This is a genomic window from Streptomyces sp. NPDC045846, assembly GCF_056431605.1.
Genome location: NZ_JBWKKJ010000002.1, coordinates 593,570 through 616,907 on the forward strand (window position 1 = coordinate 593,570; position 23,338 = coordinate 616,907).

The window sequence follows — 23,338 nt, forward strand, 5'->3', positions numbered from 1 at the left end:
CGCAGAATCTTTCCGGTTGGCTCGGTGTCGTGCCCGACGAGGTACAGCTTTTCGTCCCCGGTGTCCCTTCCGCGAGGCCTTTCAACTGTGGCTGAAAGGCCCGTGGTCACGTGCAGTGACGGGAGGCATACTCAGTCGAGTCGGTCGGGGGATCAATTGCGGATGCAACACAACGCAACAGGTTGCAACACAGTGGACAGGTGGGGTTTCGGTGCTGCGCATTCATTTCACCGGCGAGGATCTGGCTCGGCTCCGTATGGCGCCGGGTCCCGACACGCTGTGGGAAACGATTCTCAGCTTTCACCGCTTAAGGGACCGGCGGGGCGCCTCCGTATTCGGTGAATGGCGACAGGAAACTCGTGGCCGCTTGAGCGGAGAAACGCGATTGCTCTCCGCGATCGTTCCGTGTCGGGGATATTTCCCCGACTTTCTCACGCCGCCCCAAGGCCCGCATTCCCTCGATTCCGGTCTGGAGCGCATTCGGGAGACCGGGCCCCAGCGGCTGCACACCGAACTCTCCCGGCTCCCCGGTGGCCGCCCGACCACCGGCTGGGCGGCCTCGCTCGCCGACGGCTGCACCGGTCAACTCGGCCGCCTCGCCGACGCGTTGGCCGCCTACCACCGGGCCGCCGTCTCCCCGTACTGGGCGCACATACAGACCCGCGTGGACGCCGACCGGGCGGCCCGCGGCCGGGCGCTGCTCGACGGCGGCGCCGGTGAACTCCTCGCCTCGCTGCCCCCGATGCTGCGCTGGCGCGCCCCCGTCCTGGAGGCGGACTACCCGGTGGACCGCGAACTCCACCTGGAGGGGCGGGGGTTGCTCCTCCAGCCCTCGTTCTTCTGCCGCCGCACCCCGGTCGCCCTGCAGAACCCGAAGCTGCCGCCGGTGCTGGTCTACCCGGTGACGCACACGCAGGCGCCGTACGAGTCGCCGCCGGGCCCCGACCGCGGCACCTCGCTCGGCCGGCTCGTCGGCCACACCCGCTCCAGCGTGCTCCAGTCCATCGGCAACGGCTGCACCACCAGCGAACTCGCCCGCAGGGCAGGCGTGTCGCTCGCCTCCGCCAGCCAGCACGCCGGGGTCCTGCGCGACGCCGGCCTCCTGGTCACGCTGCGCCACGGCAACTCCGTACTGCATACACTGACGCCGCTCGGCTCCGCGCTGCTGTGCGGCGGGACCCCGCGCGTGCCGCGGCCCCGTCAGTCGTCGATCCCCGAGCGCTCCACGCCGGCCACGATGTAACGCTGGAGCAGCAGGAAGACCAGGACCAGCGGGACGATCGACACGGCCGCCGCCACGAACAGCTCGTGCAGGTTGACCACCTGGGCGGTGGTGAAGGTGGAGAGCGCCACCTGGACCGTCCAGGCGTCCCGGTCCTGGCCGATGACCAGCGGCCACAGAAAGGAATTCCAGGCGCCGATGAACACAATGGTGCCGACGGCCGCGAAGACCGGGCGCGCATTGGGCACGACGATCCTCCAGTACGTACGCCAATATCCAAGTCCGTCGACCCGGGCCGCGTCCTCCAACTCCCGTGGAAATCCCGTGAAGAACTGGCGAAAGACGAAGCACGCGAACCCGGAGAACAGGGTCGGGACGATCAGGCCGCGCAAGCTCGACACCCAGCCGAGGGACGAAACGAGAACGAAACTTGGTACGAACGTGACCGCCGCGGGAACCATCAGCGTGCCGATCACCGCGTAGAAGACCTGGTTGGCGAAGCGGTACGGGATGCGGGCGAGGCCGTAGCCCGCGAGCGAGGCGAACAGCAGGGTGCCCACCGTGGTGGCGACGGCGATCAGCGCCGAGTTGAGCAGCGAGCGAGCCATGGGGACCGCCGGATCGGCGAAGAGCTCGCGCACGTTCGACCAGTGCAGGGTGGACGGGAAGAGCGTCCACCCGGGCGAAGTGATCTCCTGCTCGGTCGCGAGCCCGTTGCGGACCAGGAGGTAGAAGGGCACCAGGAACAGCAGGGCCAGCGCGGCCAGGATCACCAGGCGCAGGGCGCGCCCGACCCGGACGAGCGCCTCGTCGGAGGCGGTGCGGCGGGCCGCGGCCCTGCGGGGGGTGTCCGTCGTGCGGGGCGCGGTCATCAGTCGGCCTCCTTCCGGCCCAGGCCCAACCAGCGGGCCTGGAACACCGTCACCACCGCGATGATCAGCGCGAGGATCACCGCGCCGGCGCTGCCCATCCCGAGGTTCTGTCCCTGGCCGAGGGCTGTGTAGTAGAGGTAGACCAGCGGCGGACGGGCGTAAGGCGGATAGCCGCGGGCGTCGGAGAGCAGGTTGTAGAACTCGTCGAAGGCCTGGAAGGCGTTGATGACCAGGAGCAGCACCACCGCGATCGAGGTGGTGCGCAGCTGGGGGAAGGTGATGTGGCGGAACACCTGCCAGCCGGGCCGGGCGCCGTCCACCGCGGCCGCCTCGTACAGGCGCGGACTGATCCGCTGGAGTCCGGCCAGGAAGAGGATCATGTAGAACCCGGCCTGCAACCACAGCCGTACGGTCACGATGACCAGCCAGTACCAGGGGGGATGCGTCGTCGAGAGCCAGGCGGTCTGGTCGAGGCCGAACCAGCCGAGCACGGTGTTGGCGAGCCCGAACCGCACCCCGTTGAAGATCGACATCTTCCAGATCAGCGCGGCGACCACGTACGAACAGGCGGCGGGCAGGAAGAACACCGAGCGGAAGAAGGCCTGGAAGCGGCGGACCCGGTTCACAAGCAGCGCGAGGGCGAGCGCGAGGGCGTACGTCGCGGGCACGATGAACAGCGAGAACACCGCGAACGTGCCCAGGCTGGAGGTGAACGCGTCGTCCCGCAGCATCGCCGTGTAGTTGTCGAAGCCCACGAAGTCGGTGGGGGAGACCGTGTTGTGGGCGTCGAAGAAGCTGAGGTAGACGCTCCACAGCAGGGGGACGTACGTGAAGAGGGCGAGCCCCGCCGCGAAGGGGCCGACGAAGATCCAGAACCAGAGGGTGTTGTCCGAAATACGTCGTCGCATGGGTGTCAGCGCTTCTTCACCCGCTGAAGTTCGTCATGGGTCTTTCGGATGACGGATTTCAACTCACTGTCAGGGCTGGCCCCGTCCTTGATGATCCGGTTCAGCGCGTCCTGGTAGGCGCTCTGGAGCGTCGGCGTCCACAGCAGCGGCTGCGCGTAACCGTTCTGCGTCGCGTACGTCACCACGTCGGCGGCGGCGCCCTGCCGAAGCTTGGCCGCCTTCTTGGCGAGCGAGAGCCGGGCCGGGATGTGGAAGCCGTAGGAGAGCGCGAAGTCCTCCTGGAAGTCGGTACGTTCCACCCACAGCCACTTCACGTACGTCTTGGCCTCCGCCTGGTGCCTGGAGCGGGTGGACACGGCGGCGGCGTACGCGCCGACCGGCACCGAGGGCTTCCCGTTCGGGCCGTCCTTGGGGAAGGGCAGCACCCCGAAGTCGTCGCCGAGCGCCTTGTCCACCGCGGGCAGCGCCCACAGCCCCGACCACTGCATGGCGGTGAGGCCCTGGAGGAAGGCGGACGGGTCCGACCAGTCACTGGGGGCGCCGAGCAGCAGCGACTTGTCGGCGTACAGCTGGTGGAGCTTGCCGAGGGCGCGGGCGGCGGCCGGGTCGTCGAAGCCCACTTTGCCGTCGGCGGTGACCAGGCTCAGCCCGGCCGCGTACAGCGGCGTACCGCCGAGGACGCCCGCGCCGCCGTCGTTGCCGAGGAAGAGGCCCTTGACCTTGTTCCGTGTCAACGCCTTGGCCGCGTCGACGAGTTCGTCGATGGTGGCGGGCGGCTGCACGCCCGCGTCCTTGAGGAGGCTCTTGCGGTAGTAGAGGAACTGCGTGTCGACGACCTGCGGGATGCCCCAGATCTTCCCGTCGTACGTCTTGGGCGCGAGCACGGCCGGGTTGAAGTCGTCCTTCACCCCGTCGAGCAGGGCGGTGAGATCGGCGACCTGCCCGCCCTGGATCTGGTCCAGGGTCGGCCCGTTGACCTCGAAGACGTCCGGGCCGGAATCGGTGAGCAGGGCGGCCGCGGTCTGCTGGTCGTAGTTGCCGGGCCGCCACTGGACGGTCACCTTCGCCTTGTCGTACGCGGCCGCGTAGCGGCGGACGGCGGCCTCGGTCCCGGCCTCTCCGTACTGGTGGTACCAGTGGTCGAGCGTCATCTTTCCGTCCGGTGAACTGCCCTTGTCGCGGCCGGTGTTCGAGCCGCATGCGGTGAGCAGGCCGAGTGCGGCCCCGGTGCCGAGAAGTGTCCGGCGGTTGATCGTCATGGCGTACGCCCCCTGTTCGTCATCCCGCTGTACGGCTCAACGATCAACCATGCAGCGGGATTACGACAGCGCTATTGCGGCGATGTGTCAGCCGGGCCGGACGCACCGGCGGGGGCGGGAACCCTCTTGTCCGGGCCGGACGCGTCGGCGGGGCTGGGGGCTTTCTCGTCCGGGCCGGACGCGTCGGCGAGGGGAGCCCTCCCTTGGGGAGCCTCCCCCGGCGTCAGGCGTCGAGGCGGGCGGCCGGGGGCCCGAGCCGGAAGCGCAGGCGGCAGATCACCGCATCGGTGTCCCTGCGGACGGCGCGGGCGAGGACGGCACCCCGCTGGTTCTGGAGCACCCGCTGCCAGATGTGCGCCGGCTCCACCTCCGGTATGAGCACGGTGACCCGGGTGTGGGGGTGGTAGGCGTGGACGCGGCTCACATAGCCCGCGACGGGGCGGCCGAGGCTGCGGTGCGGGGAGGACAGCTCGACCAGCTCCACCCCCGGGTTCCACAGCTCCCAGTCGCGGCGCAGCGCCTCCGTCGCGCGGCGGTCGTCCTCGTCGGGGTGGCTGACCGTCACGGCCCGCACCTCGTCGCCCAGGGACACGGCCGCGTTGAGGGCCTCGCAGGTCAACCGGGACAGTCCCCCGAGGCTTGAAGAGCCAGGGAGGTGCCCCCATGAGACCGGCACGATCACCAACGAGCGGTCGCGGCGCGGCGGTTCGGGCACCCGGCCGAGACCCAGTCGCTCGGCGATGCGCCCGTAGGCCCGGTGCACGGCCTCGAAGGCGAGCACGAGCAGGGGCAGCGCGATGACGATCAGCCAGGCGCCCTCGGTGAACTTGGTGGCGGTCACCACGACCGCCGAGACGCCGGTGAGCAGGGCGCCGAAACCGTTGAGGAGGGCCTTCCACCGCCACCCTGGCGAGCGCTCGCCGCGCCAGTGGATCACCATGCCGGTCTGGCAGATGGTGAAGCCCACGAAGACCCCGATCGCGAAGAGCGGGACCAGGGTGTTGGTGTCGCCGCCGGAGAAGACCAGCAGGGCCGCGGAGACCGCGGCGAGCGCGAGCACCCCGTGCCGGTGCACCTGGCGGTCGGCCTTGAGGCCGAAGACGTGCGGCAGGTAGTTGTCCCGGGCGAGCAGCGACATGAGGACGGGCAATCCTCCGAAGGAGGTGTTCGCGGCGAGGGCCAGCAGGACGACGGTGGCGAACTGCACGACGTAGAAAGCCCAGTTGTGCCCCAGGGAGGCGTCCGCGAGCTGGGCGAGTACCGTCACGCCCTCGACCGGCTGGAGGTGGAAGCGGCCGATGAGGACCGACAGGCCGACCAGCATGACGCCGAGCAGCGCGCCGAGCGCGACCTCGGTGCGCTGGGCGCGCTTGGCCGCCGGGGCGCGGAAGGACGGCACGGCGTTGGCGACGGCCTCGACACCGGTCAGCGCCGAACAGCCGGACGCGAAGGCCTTGAGCAGCAGCAGCGCGCCCACGCTCGTGGCGTTCCCCGCGAGGACGGAGGCGTGCCCGTCGGCGGAGTGGGTGGAGGCGGGCGCGGTGCGCAGGAGACCGGCGACGACGATCGCCAGGATGGAGGCGATGAAGACCGCGGTCGGGACGATGAACGCCTTCGCCGAATCGACGATGCCGCGCAGGTTGACGGCGGTGACCAGGACGAGCACGCCGAGGCAGATGACGAGCCGGTCGCCGTAGAGCTCCGGGAAGGCCGAGGTCAGCGCGGCCACGCCCGCCGTGACGGACACGGCGACGTTCAGGACGTAGTCGAGGATCAGCGAGGCGGCCGCGACCAGGCCGGTGCGCGGGCCCAGGTGGCGGCGGGCCACCGCGTAGGAGCCGCCGCCGTTGGGGAAGGCCGCGATGACCTGCCGGTAGGAGGCCACGAGCACCGCGAGCAGCCCGGCGATCGCCAGCGTCACGGGCAGTGTGAACCCGAGCCCGTACGCACCGGCCGAGGCGAGCACCAGGACGATCGCCTCGGGGCCGTACGCCACGGAGGCCATCGCGTCGAGCGAGAGCGCGGCGAGACCCTGGGTGGCGGTGAGCCGGTGCCGGTCGACCGCTCCGGGGGGTTCTTCGGGGGCAGCGTCGCTGACGACGGCCTTCGACGTGGTGAGCATGCGCCCAGCGTGCGACCGCCGCCCCGCCCCGCCGCGCACCCTTGGCGCCCCCTTGTCGGAGGACACCCGCATCCATACGCCCTCTTGACGGGGGAGGCGGGCAGGCGCCCTTGGGCGTGCGGGGCACGCCGTCGTGGACGGTCGCCATCAAGGCCTCGACGCCGAGCGCGCCAAGGCGCGGGGCGAGCGGATCGCGCTCGCGACACCGCGTCGGCTGAACGGCCGCGCCGCGGACACGACGGGCGAGGGCCCGGGCCTCAATCCCCCTGGCGGCGCTGCCCTGTGGGGCGCCGCACCTTGGCGAACCGCGCGCGCCGCCCTCGCCGTGGCCCGCACTCTGTCGGCGCCGAAAAAATAAACGCGGCGCGACGATGAGTTTTCGTGCGGGCCGCCGTCTACCCCTCGTAAGCGACGCCACCACGTACGAGGGAGCACCCCATGCCCACCATGATCTTCGTCAACCTGCCGGTGAAGGACCTGGAGCGCTCGAAGGACTTCTTCGGCAAGCTGGGTTACTCCTTCAACCCCCAGTTCACCGACGAGAACGCCGGCTGTCTGGTGATCAGCGACACGATCTACGCCATGCTGCTCACCGAGCCGTTCTTCAAGAACTTCACCAAGCGGCAGATCGCCGACACCGCGACGACCGTGGAGTCGATCGTCTGCCTGAGCGCGGACAGCCGCGCGGAGGTCGACCGCCTCGTCGACACCGCCCTCGCCTCCGGCGGCTCGCCCGCCCAGGAGACGATGGAGCAGGGGCCCATGTACGGCCGCTCCTTCCTGGACCCGGACGGGCACCACTGGGAGGTCATGTACATGGACTCGGCCGCGATCAACGCCTGAGGCGTCCGGCCCCGCCCCCGGCGTCAGGACATGTCGTACGTCACGCCGGTGAGCTGCTCCGAAGCCACCCAGAGCCGTTCACCGGCGACGTCGTTCAGCGTCCACTTCGCCCGCCAGGACTTGGCGGGCGCGCCGCGCCACATCATGAGGGACGGCCCCGTGAACGAGTCGGGCCGCACCCCGGGCGCGGTCGCCGCGTACAGCGTGGGCAGCGCGCCGACCTCGGCGGGCTGAGCGATGATCCGGTTGCCGAGCTCGACGACCCGCTCGGCCACCTTGCGGCCCTCCATGCGGACGGCCTGCGTCTGGAGGTTGGTCGCGGAGTAGCCGGGGTGCGCGGCCGCCGAGACGATGTCCGAGCCCGCCGTCCGCAGCCGGCGCGCGAGCTCGTGGATGAAGAGCAGGTTCGCGGACTTGGAGCGCCCGTAGACGATCCAACGCCGGTAATTCCGCTCGCTGTTGAGATCCCCGATATCAATATTGGCCAGTGCGTGCATCCCACTGGACACGCTCACCACGCGCGCCGCACCAGTGGCCCGGAGCCGGGGCAGCAGCAGCCCGGTGAGCGCGAAGTGCCCGAGGTGGTTGACGCCGAACTGCCTCTCGAACCCGTCGGCGGTCTTCCCGTACGGGAGCGCCATCACGCCCGCGTTGTTGACGAGCAGATCGAGCCGTTCGTCGGGGAACGTGGCGGCGAACTCCCGCACGGAGGCGAGGTCGGCGAGGTCGAGCCGCCGGAACTCGACCTCCGCGCCGGGGACTTCACTTCTGATCCGGTCCTCGGCCTCCTTGCCGCGCACGTCGCTGCGGCAGGCGAGCACCACCCGTGCGCCACGGCGGGCCAGCTCCCGCGCCGTGACCAGACCGATGCCGCTGTTCGCCCCGGTGACGACGGCCGTACGGCCGCTCTGATCGGGGATGTCCTGAGCACTCCAGCCCTGAGTCATGCATCCACCGTACTGGTGGGTATGCCCGTCGGGCCGAGTGGGGGAGGGGCGCGCGGGTCAGGCGGAGGCGCCGCCGTCGATGACGAGGTCCGTGCCGACGACCGAGGCGGCATCGTCCGAGGCCAGGTACAGCACGGCCGCCGCGACCTCCGCCGTGGTGGAGACCCGGCCGAGCGGCTGCGCCTCCTTCATGCGGGCCGCCCGATCCGCCTCGGACTCGCCGGGGCGCAGCGACATCGTGGTGTCGACCGGGCCGGGGCTCACCGCGTTGATCCGCACCCCGTCCTGAATGTGGTCAAGGGCCGCGCCCCTGGTAAGCGCGCTGACCGCGGCCTTGGACGTGGCGTACGCGGTCAGCCCGGGGCGGCGGCTGTGGGCACCCACGTTGGAGGAGATGTTGACGATCGCGCCGCCCGACTCCTGGGTACGCATCTGGGCGATCTCCGCCTGGAGGGCGTGGAGGACGCCGGTGAGGTTGACAGATATCAGCGTCTGCCAGTCACTCTCTGACAGGTCACCGATGGGGGCGCCGCCCCGGAAGATCCCGGCGTTGTTGACCGCCACGTCCAGGGAGCCGAAGCGCTCGACCACGTCGGTCACCAGGGCACGGACGGCGGGGGACTCGGACACGTCGGCGGTGAAGGTGGCCGCCGTCCCGCCCGCCTCCGTGATCAGGGCCACCGTCTCGTCCAAGGTCGCCGCCGTGCGCCCGGCGACGGCGACGCGGGCTCCCTCGGCCGCGAAAGCGAGTGCGAGGGCCCGGCCGAGCCCGGAACCGGCGCCGGTGACGAGAACGGTCTTGTGCGCGAAACGAGCAGACATATTCTTGACCAATCGTTCTGTTATAAGGGTGTGCGGAGAGCGGGCCCCAGGGGCTGCTTGAGGGGTGTCGGGCGACAGATGACAGCGGTCAGTCGAGCACGGTCAGTATCTGTTCGGCCGCGTCCCTCACGCGGCCCGGATCGCCGGACGCCTTGCCGACGATCCGTACGCCCTGGAAGAAGACGAGCAGCATCCGGGCGATACCGCGCGGATCGCGGTCCGCCGCCAACTCGCCCTGCGCCTGGGCCCGTACGAGCGCGGAGTGCAGCAGGGTCTCGACGTGCTCCCAGCTGAGCTCGACGCGGCGGGCCGCCGCGCTGTCGTGCGAGGCCAGTTCGGCGGCGGTATTGGTGACGAAACAGCCGCTCAGGCGGGAGCCGTCCGCCGTGGACTCGGCGGCGAAGCGGCGCACGACCTCGCGCACGGCGGGCAGCGCGGGACCTGGCCGCGACAACTCGGCGAGCAGTACGGGATCGCGGTGCTCGGCGTAGCGGTCGAGCGCCTTCAGGTACAGCTCGTGCTTGTTGCCGAACGTCGCGTAGATGCTGGCGCGGCCGATGCCGAGGTGCTCGACGAGGTCCGCCATCGACGTCGCCTCGTAGCCGCGACGCCAGAACAGCTCCAGGGCTGACTGCAACGCGGCGTCCGGGTCGAATTCCTTGGTCCTGGCCACACGGTGACAGTAGAACTAATTGGAACGATCGGTCAAGTAAGTCTGGACGGTCTGCGTCTCGTCGTCGAGGCAGGCCCCGGTCTCCAGGTCGAAGCGGTGCTTGAGGAGCGGGGAGGCCACATAGGGGCGGCCTTCCGGCGTCGAGCCGAGCAGCCCGCGCGAGAGCACGTAGGCGCCGGTGAACGGGTCGCGGTTGTCGATCGCGTACGTACGGCCGCGCCGGTCGGTGAAGACGGCTGCCTGGCGGCCGTCGGGGAGCAGGGCCGCGACACCGCGACCAGGGGTGAGGCGGGCGGCCTCGCAGACCTCGAACCAGCCTTCGTCCAGCTTGAGTTGGACCATCGTCATCGCGTGGCTCCCAGGGTGAGGAGGGGAAGTTCGGGCTTGATCTGGTCGCGCTCGGGGACGAACCGGACCGAGGGGTCGGGCGCGTCGGGCGCGTTCACGAAGGACACGAAGCGGGCGAGCCGCTCGGGGTCGTCCAGGGTCTCGGCCCACTCGTCGCGGTAGCCCGCCACGTGCGCGGCCATCAAGGCCTCCAGCTCGGCGCAGATGCCGAGCGAGTCGTTCACCACCACGTCCCTGATGTGGGCGAGGCCGCCCTCGATCCGCTCCAGCCAGACCGACGTACGCTCCAGGCGGTCGGCGGTACGGATGTAGAACATCAGGAACCTGTCGATCAGACGGACAAGTTCGTCATCTGTCAGGTCCTGAGCCAGCAGATCGGCGTGGCGCGGACTGGCGCCGCCGTTGCCGCCGACGTACAGGTTCCAGCCGTTGGCCGTGGCGATCACGCCGAAGTCCTTCGACTGGGCCTCGGCGCACTCGCGGGCGCAGCCGGACACCGCCGACTTCAGCTTGTGCGGCGAGCGCAGGCCCCGGTAGCGCAGCTCCAGGTCGATCGCCATCCGGACCGAGTCCTGCACCCCGTACCGGCACCAGGTCTGCCCCACACACGACTTGACCGTGCGCAGCGACTTCCCGTACGCGTGCCCGGACTCGAATCCGGCGTCCACCAACCTGGTCCAGATCGAGGGGAGTTGGTCGACGCGGGCGCCGAAGAGATCGATGCGCTGGCCGCCGGTGATCTTCGTGTAGAGGCCGAAGTCCCGCGCCACCTCACCGATCACGATGAGCTTGTCCGGCGTGATCTCACCGCCCGGGATGCGCGGCACGATCGAGTAGGAGCCGTTGCGCTGCAGGTTGGCGAGGAAGTGGTCGTTGGTGTCCTGGAGGGCGGCCTGCTCCCCGTCCAGGATGTGCCCGTTTCCCAGCCCGGCCAGGATCGAGGCGACGGCCGGCTTGCAGATCTCGCAGCCCTCGCCGCCGCGGGCCTCCTCGCGGCCGTGCCCGTCGAGGAGTTCGGTGAAGGAGCCGAGACGCAGTGCGAGCGTGATCTCGTACAGCTCCTGGCGGGTCTGCGCGAAGCAGCCGCACAGGCCGCCGTCACCCGACTTCGGGAGCAGCATCCCGATGGTCTTCACGCAACTGCCGCACCCCGTACCGGCCTTGGTGCACTTCTTGACCTCCGGCAGCGTGGCGCAGGCGGCGATCGCGCCCTTGGTGACGTTGTGGCAGGAGCAGACGACCGCGTCGTCCGGCAGCGCCTCGGGGCCCAGCGCGGCGGGTGCGCCGAGTCCGGCGGGCAGGACCAGCTGCTCGGGGGCGAGCGGCGGCACGTGCCCGGTGAGCGGGCGCAGCATGCCGTACGCGTCCGCGTCGCCGACCAGGACGCCGCCGAGCAGCACCCCCTCGGACGACACGACCAGCTTCTTGTAGATCCCGGAACGAGAGTCCGAGTAGACGACGTCCAGGCTGTCCTCGGCCGTGCCGTGCGCGTCGCCGAACGACGCGACATCGACGCCGAGCAGCTTCAGCTTCGTCGACAGGTCGGCCCCGGTGAAGGCGCGCCCCGCCCCGGCGGCGATGGTGTCGGCCGCGGTCTCCGCCATGTCGTACCCGGGCGCGACCAGGCCGTAGACCCGGCCGTCCGAGGCGAGCGCGCACTCGCCGATCGCGAACACCGAGGGGTCGCTCGTGCGGCACTGTTCGTCGACGACGATGCCGCCGCGCTCGCCGACCGCGAGACCGCAGTCCCGGGCCAGTTGGTCGCGGGGACGGACACCGGCCGAGAAGACCACCAGGTCGGTCGACAGATGAGAGCCGTCAGAAAGTGTCATTCCATTGACGCGTCCCTCCTCATCGGCGGTGATCTCCTGGGTGCCGACTCCCGTGTGCACGGTGAGCCCCATGTTCTCGATCGTGCGCAGGAGCGCCGCGCCACCGCCCTCGTCGACCTGGACGGGCATCAGCCGGGGCGCGAACTCCACGATGTGCGTGTCCAGGCCGAGCCCGCGCAGCGCGCCCGCCGCCTCCAGACCCAGCAGCCCGCCGCCGACCACCGCACCGGTCGTCGCGGTCTTGGCGTACCCCTCGATGGCCAACAGGTCCTCGATCGTCCGGTAGACGAAGCAGCCCGGAACGTCCTTGCCGGGCACCGGCGGCACGAACGGATACGACCCGGTGGCCAGGACGAGCGTGTCGTACGCGAAGGCACGGCCGGAGCGGGCGGTGACCGTGCGCGCGGCCCGGTCGATGGACTCGGCGGGATCGTCGACGTACAGCTCTATGCCGTGCTGCCGCAGGAAGCCGTCCGGTACGAGGGAGAGTTCGTCGGGCGTCCTGCCCTCGAAGTACGAGGTGAGGTGGACCCGGTCGTAGGCGGCGCGCGGTTCCTCGCAGAGCACGACCACCCGGGTGCTCCCGGTCGCGCCGCGCTCGGCGAGCGCCTCCAGGAAGCGCTGGCCGACCATGCCGTGGCCGACGACCACGATCGTGGAAAGGTGTTCGGTGGACACGTCAGGAACCTCCGTCGTGGGTGAGCAGGTGGAGCAGGGGCGCGTCCGGCAGGGGCTCGTCGCCCTCCCAGGCCCGGGCGAGCGCCCCGACCGCGCCGAGGTCGCCGAGGAGCACGCCTCCGACCAGGCGGTCGCCGCGCACGACGACCTTGCGGTAGGCGCCCCGTGTCGCGTCCGCGAGGTGGGCCACGTCGTCCCCGGGACGGGGCGTGGGCTCGCCGAAAGCGGCGAGGTCGAGAGGGCGCGGACCGCCGAGCGTCAGCCGGGTCAGGCCGCGCGTCCCGGTGTAGGAACCGCGCCCGGTGCTCAGCAACGCGCCCAGCGCGTCGGCCTGTTCGAGCGCCGGGCCCGCGAGCCCGTACACCGTTCCGCGGTGCTCGGCGCAGTCCCCGACGGCATGGATGTACGGGTCCGAGGTGCGCAGCTCGTCGTCGACGACCACGCCCTGGCGGACGTCGAGCCCGGCGGCCACCGCCAGGCCGGTCCGGGGCCGGACCCCGGTCGCCAGGACCACCAGCTCGGCGCCCAGGACGAACCCGTCGGCGAGCTCGACGTCGGTGCCGGCCGCCCCGGTGAGCCCGCGGACCCGGCACTCGGTGTGCACCTCCACCCCGAGGAGTTCGAGATGAGCACGGACCAACGCGGCCGCCCCTGCGTCCAGTTGGCGCTCCATCAGGCGCTCGCCCTGCTGGGCGAGGACGACCTGGGCGCCGCACTCGGCGAGCGCCCGCGCGGCCATCACGCCGAGCAGCCCGCCGCCGATGACCACCGCACGGCTGCCCGCCCGGGCCTTCTCGCGCAGCGCGAGCGCGTCGTCGAGGGTGCGGAAGGGGTGCACGCCGTCCGGCAGCCGGCCGTCGCGCAGGCCCCTGAGCGGCGGCAGCACCGGGTTCGAACCGGTCGCGAGCACGAGGCGCCCGTACGGGACGGCGGTGCCGTCGTCGCAGTGCACCAGGCGCGCCGCACGGTCGATCCGCACCGCCCGCACGCCCCGCCGCACCGGTACCGGTGGCAGCGAGATCACCTCCGGCCCGTACCGCCCGGCGAGCACCTCCGCGAGGAGCACCCGGTTGTACGGTGCGTGGGCCTCCTCGCCGATGACGGTCACCGGGACGTGCCGGGCCAGGCGGGCACCCGCTGTGCCGCCGCCGATCACCACGATGTCCGAACTCATGCGCCCAGCGTGCGCGGCGGCTGTTACCCGGCCGCATCCCGCCGATTTCGACGGGGGAACCTTGAGCTCAGCGGGGCGGGGGGTGGGGTGTGAGGGGGTGGGCGGCGCGGGCTCGGGATGTCGGAATGGGGAGGTCCAACCCTGGGGGCGTGGGGTGCGGCGTCCGTGGTGGGGCGCGGCCGGGCCATGGAGGATGGGGTCCCGGAGCGGGGCGAGGGGCGCGGGGGTGGGACGCGGGGGTGGGGTAAACCGAACCATGAAGTTCCGTGCTGGCACGATCGAAACGGCGGGCCCCGGACGGGAGCCTTGACGCATGGACCTCGCACAGCGGCACCCCGCACCCACATCGCCCCACCCTCACGCGGGCTCGGCCCGCCTTCACTCTGACGCGGCCCGCCTCCGTGCCGACTCGGCTCGCGTTCGTCCGGACTCGGGGCGCCCCTTCCCGGGGTCGGCCGACCCTCTCGCGAGCCCGGGCGTCACCGGTCGGCAGGCCACGCACCGTAGGCCTCCGCGCGTGGGCTGGAAGGACATCCTCCGGGAGCCGTTCCGGGCCCGGACCTGGCTGCGGCTCGCCTATCTCCTGCTGGCGCTGCCCGTCGGCATCCTGTGCGTCCCGATAGCCCTGGTCGGTGGGCCGGCGGGCCGGGTCCAGCGGGGCCTCGCCCGCAAGTTGCTCGGCCTGGAGGTGGTGGCCCCGGGGCGCACCGGCCCCTCGGCGCTGGCCCACGCGGTGATCAGCCTGCCGCTCAACCTGGTGGCGCTCACGGTGTCGGGCTACTTCTGGACGGTCGTGGTCATGAACCTGGCCTATCCACTCAGGCCGAACGGCGACCCGAGCCAGGCGTGGGGCGGTCCCACGATGGCGGGCGCGTGGGCGGTGCACGGCATAGGCGGCGGGGTGACCTTCCTGCTCATCACGCCCTGGGTGATGAAGGGCTTCACCCTGCTCCAGGCCCGCCTGATCAAGGGCTTCCTCGGCGCCGACCGCACCGGGCTGCTCAGGGCCACGTGGCCGGCCCTCCTGGTCGCCGCGGTCTGCGTGCTCCTGTCCGTGCCGGTGATCCACCAGCTCTGATCAACGGCTCTAGGGTTGTTCGTCATGCACCGCCTGCGCCTTCCGGGCCCCTCGGAGTTCCCCTACCGGCGGGACCGGCTCGGCCCGGTCGCCCGCACCGCGCTCTACTCGCTCATCGCACTGCCGCTCGCCCTGGCGGGCCTGGTGCTGGTCGCCGCGGTTCTGCTGATCGGCGCGGTGCTGTCGTGGACGGCGCTGGGCCTGTGGCTCGTCGCGGCGGCCGTCCGCGGGGCCCTGGTCCTCGGCGACCTCCAACGGGCCCTGGCCCACCGCCTGTTGGGGATCGAGATCGAGCCGCCGGTACGGGCGGAGACGAGCGGGGTGTTCGACTGGCGGCGCTTGGTGCTGGGCGGCAGGCCAGGGTGGCGGGCGGTCGGCTGCGCCCTGGCCGCCCCGCTGACGGCCCTGCTGGCCATGGGCTCCGTATACATCGGCTATGTGCACGGGGTGCTGCTGACGCTGTATCCGGTGCTCAAGCGCTGGAACTACTTCACGATCCGGGAGCCCGACGGTTCCGTACGACATGCGGGAATGGTGGTGGGAGGGGTGGAGCTCGACAGCTGGCCCCGGTGGCTGCTGCCCTTCGCGGTCGGGCTGCTGCTCCTGTACGCGGCGCCCTGGCTGGTCCGCCACGCGCTCGTCCCGCACCGGCTGCTGCTCACCGCGCTGCTCGGGCCGGACCGGGCCGACCAGCGCATCCGGACCCTGGAGGAGACCCGCGCCCAGGCCGTCGACGACGCGGCGGCCACCCTGCGCCGCATCGAACGCGACCTCCACGACGGGACCCAGGCCCGCCTGGTGGGCCTGGGCATGCACCTCACGATGATCCGCGAGCTGGTTGCGGGCGGTGCCGAGCAGGACCGGATCCTGAAGGTCGTCGAGACCGCGCAGGGCAACGCCAAGAAGGCCGTCGCCGACCTCCGCCATCTGGTGAAGGGCATCCATCCGCCCGTGCTGGACCAGGGTCTGGAGGCGGCGCTCGCCACGCTGGCCGCGGACAGCGCGCTGCCCGTCCGGGTGACCTGCGGAATCGAGGGCAGACCGAGCCCGGCCGTCGAATCCATCGCCTACTTCTGCACGGCGGAGCTGCTGGCCAACGCGGCGAAGCACAGCGGGGCTTCGGAGGTGACGGTCACCGTGTACGGGGCGGCGAAGGTCCTGCTGCTCACCGTCCAGGACAACGGGCGCGGGGGAGCGGTGGTCGGCGCGGGGAGCGGACTGGCCGGGCTGCGAGCCCGGGTGCGTACGGTCGACGGCTCGCTGACCTGCGACAGCCCACCCGGAGGGCCTACGGTGGTGAGCGTGCTGATGCCCTTCAGATGAGCGGCGCCCAGTGGGAGGGGACACTGAACACCGGGCTTGGAACACCGGCTCGTGTTCACCAGCGGATGACCACCAGCCGACGACCACCAGCGGATGACCACCGGCCGACGACCACCAGCGGATGACCACCGGCCGACGACCACCAGCGGATGACCACCGGCCGACGAACACGGGCCGACGAACACCGGTCTTTGCACCTGGGCCTTGAGCAGCGGGTCGTGAACACTGGTCTTTGAACAGCGGCCTTCGACTACGGAAGATCAGACGGAAGAACAGGACGGGTCATGTGATGCGCGTCGTCATCGCCGAGGATTCCTCCATCCTGCGCGACGGACTCGTTCAGCTTCTGGAGATGCGGGGAGTGGAGGTGGCGGCCGCGGTCGGGGACGCGGAGGCGCTGCTCAGGGCGGTCGCCGAACACCGGCCGGACGCGGCGGTGGTGGACATCCGGCTGCCGCCGACGCAGACCGACGAGGGACTGCGGGCCGCGGTGCAGATCCGGCGTACGGCGCCGGGTACCGGGGTGTTGATCTTTTCTCAGTACGTGGAGACCAAGTACGCGGCGCAGTTGATCGGGGACGGTGGGGCGGGGGTCGGCTATCTGCTCAAGGAACGCGTAGTGGACATCGGGGAGTTCGTGAACGCGCTGGAGCGGGTGGCGGCGGGCGGCACCGCGCTCGACCCGGAGGTGGTGGCCCAGCTGTTCGGCGCGAGCCGACGGGCGGCGGCGCTCGACGCGCTCACCCCGCGCGAGCGGGAGGTGCTCGGGCTGATGGCGGAGGGCCGCACCAACCACGCCATCGCGGAGGGGTTCGGGGTGTCGGAGCGGGCTGTTGAGAAACACATCGCGAACATCTTCGCCAAGCTGGACCTCCCACCCTCGGAGTCGGGCCACCGGAGGGTGCTGGCCGTGCTGCGGTACCTGGACCGGCAAGGGAGCTGACCCCGGCGGTTCGGCGTACTGACGAGGACGGGTTGCCCTCGGGTCGGGCGGGCGTACCGAGGGCGGGTTGCCCTCGGGTCGGGCGGGCGTACCGAGGGCGGGTTGCCTTGGGTCGGGCGGGCGTACCGAGGACGGGTTGCGTCGGGCCGGGGCGGGCCCGCTGGCAAGGCTGGCTGCCTCGGGACGGACAAGCGCACCCGCAGGGCGGTCTGCCGCGGGCCAGCTCGGGCTGGGTCGGCTTAATCGGTGGTCAGCCCCTCCTCAAGGGCGCCTTAAGGATCCCGGATTCGCCTCTGACCAGGGGCTTTCCGGTACCGCTCCGACCTAGGCTGCCCGGCGTGACGATCGAGGCCACCGACCCGCAGCTTGCCGCGTACCCAGCCCTGTCCGCCTACCTGGCACACCAGTCGCGCCAGCCGACCCCCTCGCACGAGCCGACCCCCACCCGGGTGCCGACCCCCTCGCATGACCCGGCCCTCTCCCGGATGCCGACGCCTTCCCACATGCCGCCCTCCTCGCACGAGCCGACTGCCTCGCACTCGGCATCGCCGTTGCCCCCGTCGCTGTTCTCGCCGCAGGCGGGTCCGATGGTGTCGGTGGCGGGGTCGGGGTCGGCGGGGGAGGTGGGGGCGCAGTTCCTTCAGGCGGGTTCGGACGGTACCGGGCCGGGGGGCGGTGGGGTGCGGGTGTTGCGGGTTCGGCCGGGGGCCATGCGGGGCGGGATCGTGGCCGGGGCCGGCGGGGTGAGTCTGCTGTGGGGTGTTCAAGCCATGCCGTCGGCGCGCCTGGACGCGTTGTTCGGGAGCGGGGCCCATCTGTCCGGGCTGCTCGCCGGTTACGGGATCCTGGTGATGCTGTTGCTGATGGCGCGGGTCCCCGCGATCGAGCACGGGGTCGGCGCCCACCGCCTCGCCCGGTGGCACTCGGTGGGCGGGCGCTACGTCCTGGGCCTCGTCGGCGCGCACATGGGCCTCGCGCTCTGCGGGTATGCCGCGCACAGCGGTACCGATCTGGTGAGTTCGGCCGTTCAACTGCTCGGCTACCGGGGCATCCTGGCCGCCGCTCTCGGTACGTTCGCGCTCGCGGCGGCCGGGGCCAGTTCGGTGCGGGCCGCCCGTGCGCGGCTGTCCCGGGAGAGCTGGCGCGCCCTGCACTTCCTCACCTATCTCGGTGCCGCGCTGGCCTTCGCGCACCAGCTGGTCGGTCCCGATGTGTCGGGGAGCCCGCTGGTGGTGTGGGCCTGGGCGATGCTGCACGCCACCGTCGCCGTGCTGATCGTCTGGTACCGGGGGGTCGTGCCCGTACGGCAGGCGCTGCGGCACGCCCTCCATGTCGTCGAGGTGCGTGACGAGAGCCCCGATGTCGTGTCCGTGGTCATGCGCGGCACCGGCCTCGACGCGCTGCGCGCCGAACCCGGGCAGTTTCTGCGCTGGCGGTTCGTGCAGCGCAGGCTCTGGCACACCTCGTTGCCGTTCTCGCTGTCCGCGCCGGTGCGGGACGACACCGTACGGATCACCGTCAAGGCGCTCGGTGTCCACAGCCGGCGGATCCGACGGCTGCGTCCCGGCACCCGGGTCCTGGCCACCGGGCCGTTCGGCGCGATGACCGCCCACCGCCGCACCCGCCGCAAGGTGCTGCTCCTGGCAGGGGGCGTCGGCATCACGCCCATGCGGGTCCTCTTCGAGACGCTGCCCGCCGCACCCGGCGACCTCACCCTGCTCTACCGGGCGAGCAACGCCGCCCAGTTGGTGCTGCGGGACGAGTTGGAGGCCATCGCCGCGCAGCGGCAGGCCGCGTTGCACTACCTGCTCGGCCCCTCCGACGCGTCCTTCGACCCGCTCGCACCCCAGGCCCTGCGCAACCTCGTCCCCGCCCTCGCCGAGCACGACGTCTACCTGTGCGGCCCCGGCCCCATGGCGCACGCCGCGACCGTCAGCCTCATCAAGGCAGGGGTTCCTGAAGAGCACATCCACACCGAGCAGTTCAGTCCCTGAATCCCGCGGGACGGTCCGGCTCGCTGACGGATGCGGGCCTCCGCCCCCGAGGAAACAGGCCCCGAGCACCACCCCGTCCCCACCCCGCCGAACCGAGGAATCGCAGAGTCATGGCCCGTCACCGCAAGTGCGCCGCCCCTGTTCCGCTCGACCGAGCCCGGCGTCGGCTCGCCGTGGGGCTCACCGCGGCCAGCGCGCTCGCGGCCACGGTCCTCGCCGTCACCGTCACTCCGGCCGCGCCGCCCGCCCCCGACCGGACCCCGGCCACCGGAAGCTCTGATCTAGCTCAGGCATCCGGAAAGTAATAGACGCTTCGGGCGGCCGCTCCTTAAAGTCGCGATCATGCCTGACATATCGCTGACCATGCTCATCGTGCTCTGCCTCGCCGCGGGCGCGGCCGGCTGGATCGACGCGGTGGTCGGCGGTGGCGGACTGCTCATGCTGCCCGCCCTGCTCCTCGGGCTGCCGCACGTGCCCGCGGCGCACGTCCTCGGCACCAACAAGGCGGTCGCCATCGTCGGCACCTCCGGCGCGGCGGTCACCTATGTGCGCAAGGCGCCGGTGCGAGTGAGGACGGCGGTACGGATCGGACTGGCGGCACTCGCGGGTTCGATGGTCGGCGCGTTCTTCGCGGCGGGCATCAGCAGCGCCGTTCTGCGGCCGGTCATCCTGGTGGTGCTGCTCGGCGTCGCCGGGTTCGTGATGTTCAAGCCCGCGTTCGGGACCGGGCCCAGCGGGCAGCCGGTCACCCGGGCCCGTACGGTCACCGCGATCGTGCTGGTGGGCGGAGGCATCGGCCTCTACGACGGACTCTTCGGCCCCGGCACCGGCACCTTCCTGGTCCTCGCCCTCACCGCCGTGCTCCATCTCGACCTGGTGACCGCGAGCGCCACCGCCAAGATCGTGAACGTCTGCACCAACGCGGGCGCGCTCGCCATGTTCGCCTACCAGGGCAACGTCATGTGGCAACTGGCCGCCATCATGGCCGTGTTCAACCTCGCGGGCGGCATGATCGGCGCGCGGATGGCCCTGCGCAAGGGCAGCGAGTTCGTGCGCGGCGTGTTGCTGGTGGTGGTCTTCTCCCTGGTCGCGAAGCTCGCCTTCGACCAGTGGAACGCCTAGCCCGCGCCTCCCTCGGAGCGACCGCGGCCACGCCGCGGTGTGCCTCCCGCGCGAAGGGCGTCCAGCACCGGCCCGCGCGTTCACGCCGCCACGTTCACGCCGTACGTCCACGTCCTACGTTCACGCCGTTGCGTTCACCACGACGCGGCTCAGGTGGGGGTGGCCGGTCCGGTGGTCAGGGCGGGCCGGACCACGCCCGTCAGGTGGGCGAAGGCGACCACGTTGCCGCGGTAGCCGGTCGTCTTCGAGAAGCCTCCGCCGCAAGTGATCAGCCGCAACTCCGGCCGCCCGGCGGCCCCGTACACCTTCGCGTCGGGGAACGCGTCGTTCTCGTACACCTCGACGGCGTCGAGGGTGAACACCGCGGTCCGGCCGTCCGCGCGGGCGACCTCGACCTGCGCGCCCTTCTTCAGCGCGCCCAGCGCGTAGAAGACGGCGGGGCCGCGGGCGTCGTCCACGTGGCCCGCCATCACGGCGGTGCCCCGGGTGCCCGGCGGGGTGCCGTCCTTGTACCAGCCCGCCATGTTCGTGTTCCCCGGCGGCGGCACCTCCAGACTGCGGTCGGGGCCGAGGCCGAGCCGCATCACGGGCGCGTCGACCCGGATCGAGGGGATCCTGACGCGCACCGGTTCGGAGGGTGGCAGCCCGTCCGGGGGCGGGAGTTCGGTCACGGTCCGCGCCGTGGACCCGGCCGGGGGATCGGAGGTCACGGCGCCCCGGTGCGAGCCGGGCCCCGGCGCGAACGCCTCGGCCGCCGACGGCTGCGGAGGCTCCACGGATTCGAGGCCGTGCTCGATCAGCCACAGGCCGCTGAACGCGGCGATCACCATCAGCCAAGCCGCGTTGCGCCGTGCGGCCGGGGCCGACAAGGGCGGTCAGCCCCGGCCCTGCGCGCCGCTCGCCCGACGACGCAGTAGCCAGGTGCCGCCCACGGCGGCCGCGGCCAGAACGGCCGTGCCCACCGCGATCTCGGTGGTGTCGGGGCCGATGCTGCCGCCGACGCCGGTCTTCACGTGCCCTCGCGGGTCGTTCGCCTCCCAGGACTTGTCGTGCCCCTGGCTGCCCCAGTCCCAGGACTTGTCCTTGGCGTGCTGGTCGTTCCAGTCCGGCGCCTTGTCCTTGCCCCGCTGGTCGTTCCAGTCCGAGGACTTGTCATGGGTGTGCCGGTCACGGTCGCCGCCCGCGGTGACGGTGAGCTGGGCCTCGACGACCTTGCCGTTCTCGCAGCTCACGCTGATGCGGAAGGTGCCGGGCTGGGCGTGCGGGGCGACCTGGAACTGGCCCGCGAGGACCTCCTTGTGCGTGGAGACCGACATCTGGAAGTCGCCCGCGCCCACCGCGTTGGCGTCGCCCGTGCCGCGTGCCGCCGACCCGCAGGCGGTCGTGTTCGCGGTCACCGTGGTGCCGGGGGAGGCGCTGGAGGGCCACAGCTCCAGCGAACCGCCCGGCGCGTTCTCGGCGTACGCGAGCGAACCCGCCGGACCCAGCACGGCGGCGGACGCCAGCAGGGCACTGGTCAGGAGTCGGGCAGTACGCATGGATCCTCCGGGGACGCGGACGGGCCTCTGCCTTCGACCTAAGAGGCGCACCGCCCGCTCCGCCCGTCGGCGGGGGACGAAAGGGTGACGGAGGGCGGGCCGTACGGGTGACCCGTCACCCGGCGTGAATCACATCCCAAGGCGCCTCCTCGTACGCGCGCCACACCACCTTCATCAGCTCCGCGTCGACCGCGAACTCGCGCTCGTCGATCCGGCCCACCGGGGCGATCCCGTGCGAGTTCATGACGAAGGCCGCGCTGTACGCGTCGAGGCCGGCCAGGGTCACTTCGCGCCGGGTCGACTTCAGGCCGTACTCCCGCAGCCGGGGCTGGAGCACGGCCATGGTGATGCCGAGCAGCGCGGGCCGGTCCGGCCACACCACCGAACTCCCGTCCCAGAACGCGATGTTGGTGATGGCGCCCTCCGCGATCACGCCGCCGGGGCCGGTCAGGAGGGCCTCGGTGAAGCCCTGCCGTTGGGCGAGCCGGCCGTAGTAGCCCTGCGCGAAGCCGCCGAGGTGCTTGATGTGGGCGATGGGGCGCTCGTAGGGCACGGAGAGCAGGGACTGCGCGGTGGAGGGCATGTCGGTGGGCTCGCGCACGACGACCATCGGGGTGGGCGCGTCGGCCGGGCCGTACACGTAGACCCGCACCGCCGCGTCGGACCGGCCGCAGGCGTCCAGGGCCTGCCCGATCAGCGAGCGGACCCGCTCGCCGTCGAGGCCCGGGCCGAACAGCTCCCGGTTGGCCCGGTCCAGGCGGGTCAGGTGGTGGGCGAGGCCCCGGACGCGTCCGTCGCGCACCTGGAGGGCGGTGAAGTGGCCGTAGCCGCCGGTCAGCGCGGGAACGAGGAGGTTCTCGGCATCCGCGGGACGGCCGTCGATCTCGACGTACGGAAGTGTCATGGGCCTCAAGATAGTTCGCCACCGGCCGGGCTTGACCTCAAGTGGACTTGAGGTTGAATCCTTCCCGGCATGGACATCACCACAGCCGAGAAGGCTCCTCTGAAGCTCACCGTTGTCGTCGCCTCCAACCGCGAGGGCCGGTTCGCGCCGGTCGTCGCCGACTGGTTCCTCGCCCGGGCCCGCGCCCACCAGGGCCTGGAGATCGAGGTGCTCGACCTCGCCGAGGCCGAACTGCCGACCACGATCTCCCACCGCCCCTCGCCCGCCGTAGCGGCCCAACTCTCCGTCATCTCTCCAAAGTTGGCCGACGCCGACGCCTTTGTCGTGATCACTCCCGAGTACAACCACTCGTTCCCCGCCTCGCTGAAGAACCTGATCGACTGGCACTTCGTGCAGTGGCAGGCGAAGCCCGTCGGCTTCGTCTCGTACGGAGGGATCTCCGGCGGTCTGCGGGCCGTCGAGCAGCTGCGGCAGGTCTTCGCCGAGATGCACTCCGTCACCGTGCGGGACACGGTCAGCTTCCACCAGGCGCACGGCCTCTTCGACGAGGACGGCGAGCACCGCGAGCCCTCGCAGGCCGACGCGGCCGTGAAGAAGATGCTGGACCAGGTCGCCTGGTGGGCCCACGCCCTGCGCGACGCCAAGGTGACGCACCCGTACGCCGGTTGAGGTCTCGGCGTGTGGGGCCGGAGCGGAGCGCGGTCGGGTCGGCCCGCTCGCGGCGTGTCCGCAGGAC

General features: G+C 71.6%; 22 protein-coding genes. 9 read left to right on the top strand and 13 right to left on the bottom strand.

Translation table 11 applies throughout. From position 1 onward, the window contains the following. Positions 1-211: 211 nt before the first annotated feature. The gene (locus AC07F3_RS07560) at positions 212-1,243 is read left to right on the top strand and encodes an ArsR/SmtB family transcription factor (RefSeq protein WP_479111413.1); all 1,032 of its coding nucleotides are present in this window, start codon (positions 212-214) and stop codon (positions 1,241-1,243) included. Here the strand turns inward: AC07F3_RS07560 and AC07F3_RS07565 are convergent. From AC07F3_RS07565 to AC07F3_RS07580, 4 genes are all read right to left on the bottom strand, one after another. After that, positions 1,201-2,094: a carbohydrate ABC transporter permease gene (locus tag AC07F3_RS07565; RefSeq protein WP_479111415.1), complete on the bottom strand. Its 894-nt coding sequence runs from the start codon at positions 2,092-2,094 to the stop codon at positions 1,201-1,203. The genes AC07F3_RS07560 and AC07F3_RS07565 overlap by 43 nt on opposite strands. Next, complete coding sequence (locus AC07F3_RS07570) at positions 2,094-3,002, bottom strand: carbohydrate ABC transporter permease (protein WP_479111417.1); 909 nt, start codon at positions 3,000-3,002, stop codon at positions 2,094-2,096. The genes AC07F3_RS07565 and AC07F3_RS07570 overlap by 1 nt, the downstream gene beginning before the upstream one ends. A 5-nt stretch (positions 3,003-3,007) precedes the next feature. Continuing rightward, positions 3,008-4,261: an ABC transporter substrate-binding protein gene (locus AC07F3_RS07575; protein WP_479111419.1), complete on the bottom strand. Its 1,254-nt coding sequence runs from the start codon at positions 4,259-4,261 to the stop codon at positions 3,008-3,010. Positions 4,262-4,484: 223 nt separating this feature from the next. Continuing rightward, positions 4,485-6,383, bottom strand: a complete 1,899-nt coding sequence (locus AC07F3_RS07580; protein ID WP_479111421.1) for an APC family permease — start codon at positions 6,381-6,383, stop codon at positions 4,485-4,487. 438 nt (positions 6,384-6,821) lie between these two features. Between AC07F3_RS07580 and AC07F3_RS07585 the strand changes: the two genes are divergently transcribed. Further along, a complete protein-coding gene (locus AC07F3_RS07585) occupies positions 6,822-7,226 on the top strand; it encodes a VOC family protein (protein ID WP_479111423.1) in 405 nt (134 codons plus the stop codon). 23 nt (positions 7,227-7,249) lie between these two features. On the opposite strand, the gene AC07F3_RS07590 is transcribed toward AC07F3_RS07585, so the two are convergent. The 6 genes from AC07F3_RS07590 to AC07F3_RS07615 all read right to left on the bottom strand — a co-directional run bounded on the left by AC07F3_RS07590 (position 7,250) and on the right by AC07F3_RS07615 (position 13,700). Beyond that, positions 7,250-8,173 (bottom strand): oxidoreductase, encoded by a 924-nt coding sequence (locus AC07F3_RS07590; protein ID WP_479111425.1) that lies wholly within the window; start codon positions 8,171-8,173, stop codon positions 7,250-7,252. Positions 8,174-8,230: 57 nt separating this feature from the next. After that, positions 8,231-8,995, bottom strand: coding sequence for an SDR family NAD(P)-dependent oxidoreductase (locus AC07F3_RS07595; RefSeq protein ID WP_479111427.1), 765 nt, complete (start codon positions 8,993-8,995; stop codon positions 8,231-8,233). Positions 8,996-9,083: 88 nt separating this feature from the next. Then, entirely contained in the window at positions 9,084-9,668 is a 585-nt protein-coding gene (locus AC07F3_RS07600) for a TetR/AcrR family transcriptional regulator (RefSeq protein ID WP_479111429.1), read from the bottom strand. 15 nt (positions 9,669-9,683) lie between these two features. Further along, positions 9,684-10,016 carry a nitrite reductase small subunit NirD gene (gene nirD, locus AC07F3_RS07605; RefSeq protein ID WP_479111431.1) on the bottom strand — a complete coding sequence of 111 codons (333 nt, stop codon included), beginning with the start codon at positions 10,014-10,016 and terminating at the stop codon, positions 9,684-9,686. Beyond that, a complete protein-coding gene (nirB, locus tag AC07F3_RS07610; RefSeq protein WP_479111925.1) occupies positions 10,013-12,481 on the bottom strand; it encodes a nitrite reductase large subunit NirB in 2,469 nt (822 codons plus the stop codon). Before nirB ends, nirD begins: the two co-directional genes overlap by 4 nt. Before the next feature lie 46 nt (positions 12,482-12,527). Further along, positions 12,528-13,700 (bottom strand): NAD(P)/FAD-dependent oxidoreductase, encoded by a 1,173-nt coding sequence (locus tag AC07F3_RS07615; RefSeq protein ID WP_479111432.1) that lies wholly within the window; start codon positions 13,698-13,700, stop codon positions 12,528-12,530. Positions 13,701-14,217: 517 nt separating this feature from the next. Here AC07F3_RS07615 and AC07F3_RS07620 point away from each other — a divergent pair. From AC07F3_RS07620 to AC07F3_RS07645, 6 genes are all read left to right on the top strand, one after another. Next, on the top strand, positions 14,218-14,778 hold the full coding sequence (locus AC07F3_RS07620) for a sensor domain-containing protein (protein ID WP_479111434.1): 561 nt from the start codon (positions 14,218-14,220) through the stop codon (positions 14,776-14,778). Positions 14,779-14,802: 24 nt separating this feature from the next. After that, entirely contained in the window at positions 14,803-16,101 is a 1,299-nt protein-coding gene (locus AC07F3_RS07625; protein WP_479111436.1) for a sensor histidine kinase, read from the top strand. 289 nt (positions 16,102-16,390) lie between these two features. Then, entirely contained in the window at positions 16,391-17,044 is a 654-nt protein-coding gene (locus AC07F3_RS07630) for a response regulator (protein WP_479111438.1), read from the top strand. 338 nt (positions 17,045-17,382) lie between these two features. Next, complete coding sequence (locus tag AC07F3_RS07635) at positions 17,383-19,038, top strand: ferredoxin reductase family protein (RefSeq protein WP_479111440.1); 1,656 nt, start codon at positions 17,383-17,385, stop codon at positions 19,036-19,038. Between the two features lie 110 nt (positions 19,039-19,148). Next, entirely contained in the window at positions 19,149-19,343 is a 195-nt protein-coding gene (locus AC07F3_RS07640; RefSeq protein ID WP_479111442.1) for a hypothetical protein, read from the top strand. A 37-nt stretch (positions 19,344-19,380) separates the two neighbouring features. Next, positions 19,381-20,160: a sulfite exporter TauE/SafE family protein gene (locus tag AC07F3_RS07645; RefSeq protein WP_479111443.1), complete on the top strand. Its 780-nt coding sequence runs from the start codon at positions 19,381-19,383 to the stop codon at positions 20,158-20,160. 149 nt (positions 20,161-20,309) lie between these two features. On the opposite strand, the gene AC07F3_RS07650 is transcribed toward AC07F3_RS07645, so the two are convergent. The 3 genes from AC07F3_RS07650 to AC07F3_RS07660 form a co-directional block, all read right to left on the bottom strand. Next, the gene (locus AC07F3_RS07650) at positions 20,310-20,990 is read right to left on the bottom strand and encodes a class F sortase (RefSeq protein WP_479111445.1); all 681 of its coding nucleotides are present in this window, start codon (positions 20,988-20,990) and stop codon (positions 20,310-20,312) included. 45 nt (positions 20,991-21,035) lie between these two features. Then, entirely contained in the window at positions 21,036-21,698 is a 663-nt protein-coding gene (locus tag AC07F3_RS07655; protein WP_479111446.1) for a hypothetical protein, read from the bottom strand. A gap of 115 nt (positions 21,699-21,813) precedes the next feature. After that, on the bottom strand, positions 21,814-22,602 hold the full coding sequence (locus tag AC07F3_RS07660) for an aminotransferase class IV (RefSeq protein WP_479111448.1): 789 nt from the start codon (positions 22,600-22,602) through the stop codon (positions 21,814-21,816). A gap of 69 nt (positions 22,603-22,671) precedes the next feature. Here AC07F3_RS07660 and AC07F3_RS07665 point away from each other — a divergent pair, with 69 nt between their 5' ends. Further along, positions 22,672-23,271, top strand: a complete 600-nt coding sequence (locus tag AC07F3_RS07665; protein ID WP_479111450.1) for an NADPH-dependent FMN reductase — start codon at positions 22,672-22,674, stop codon at positions 23,269-23,271. The last annotated feature ends 67 nt before the right edge of the window (positions 23,272-23,338 follow it).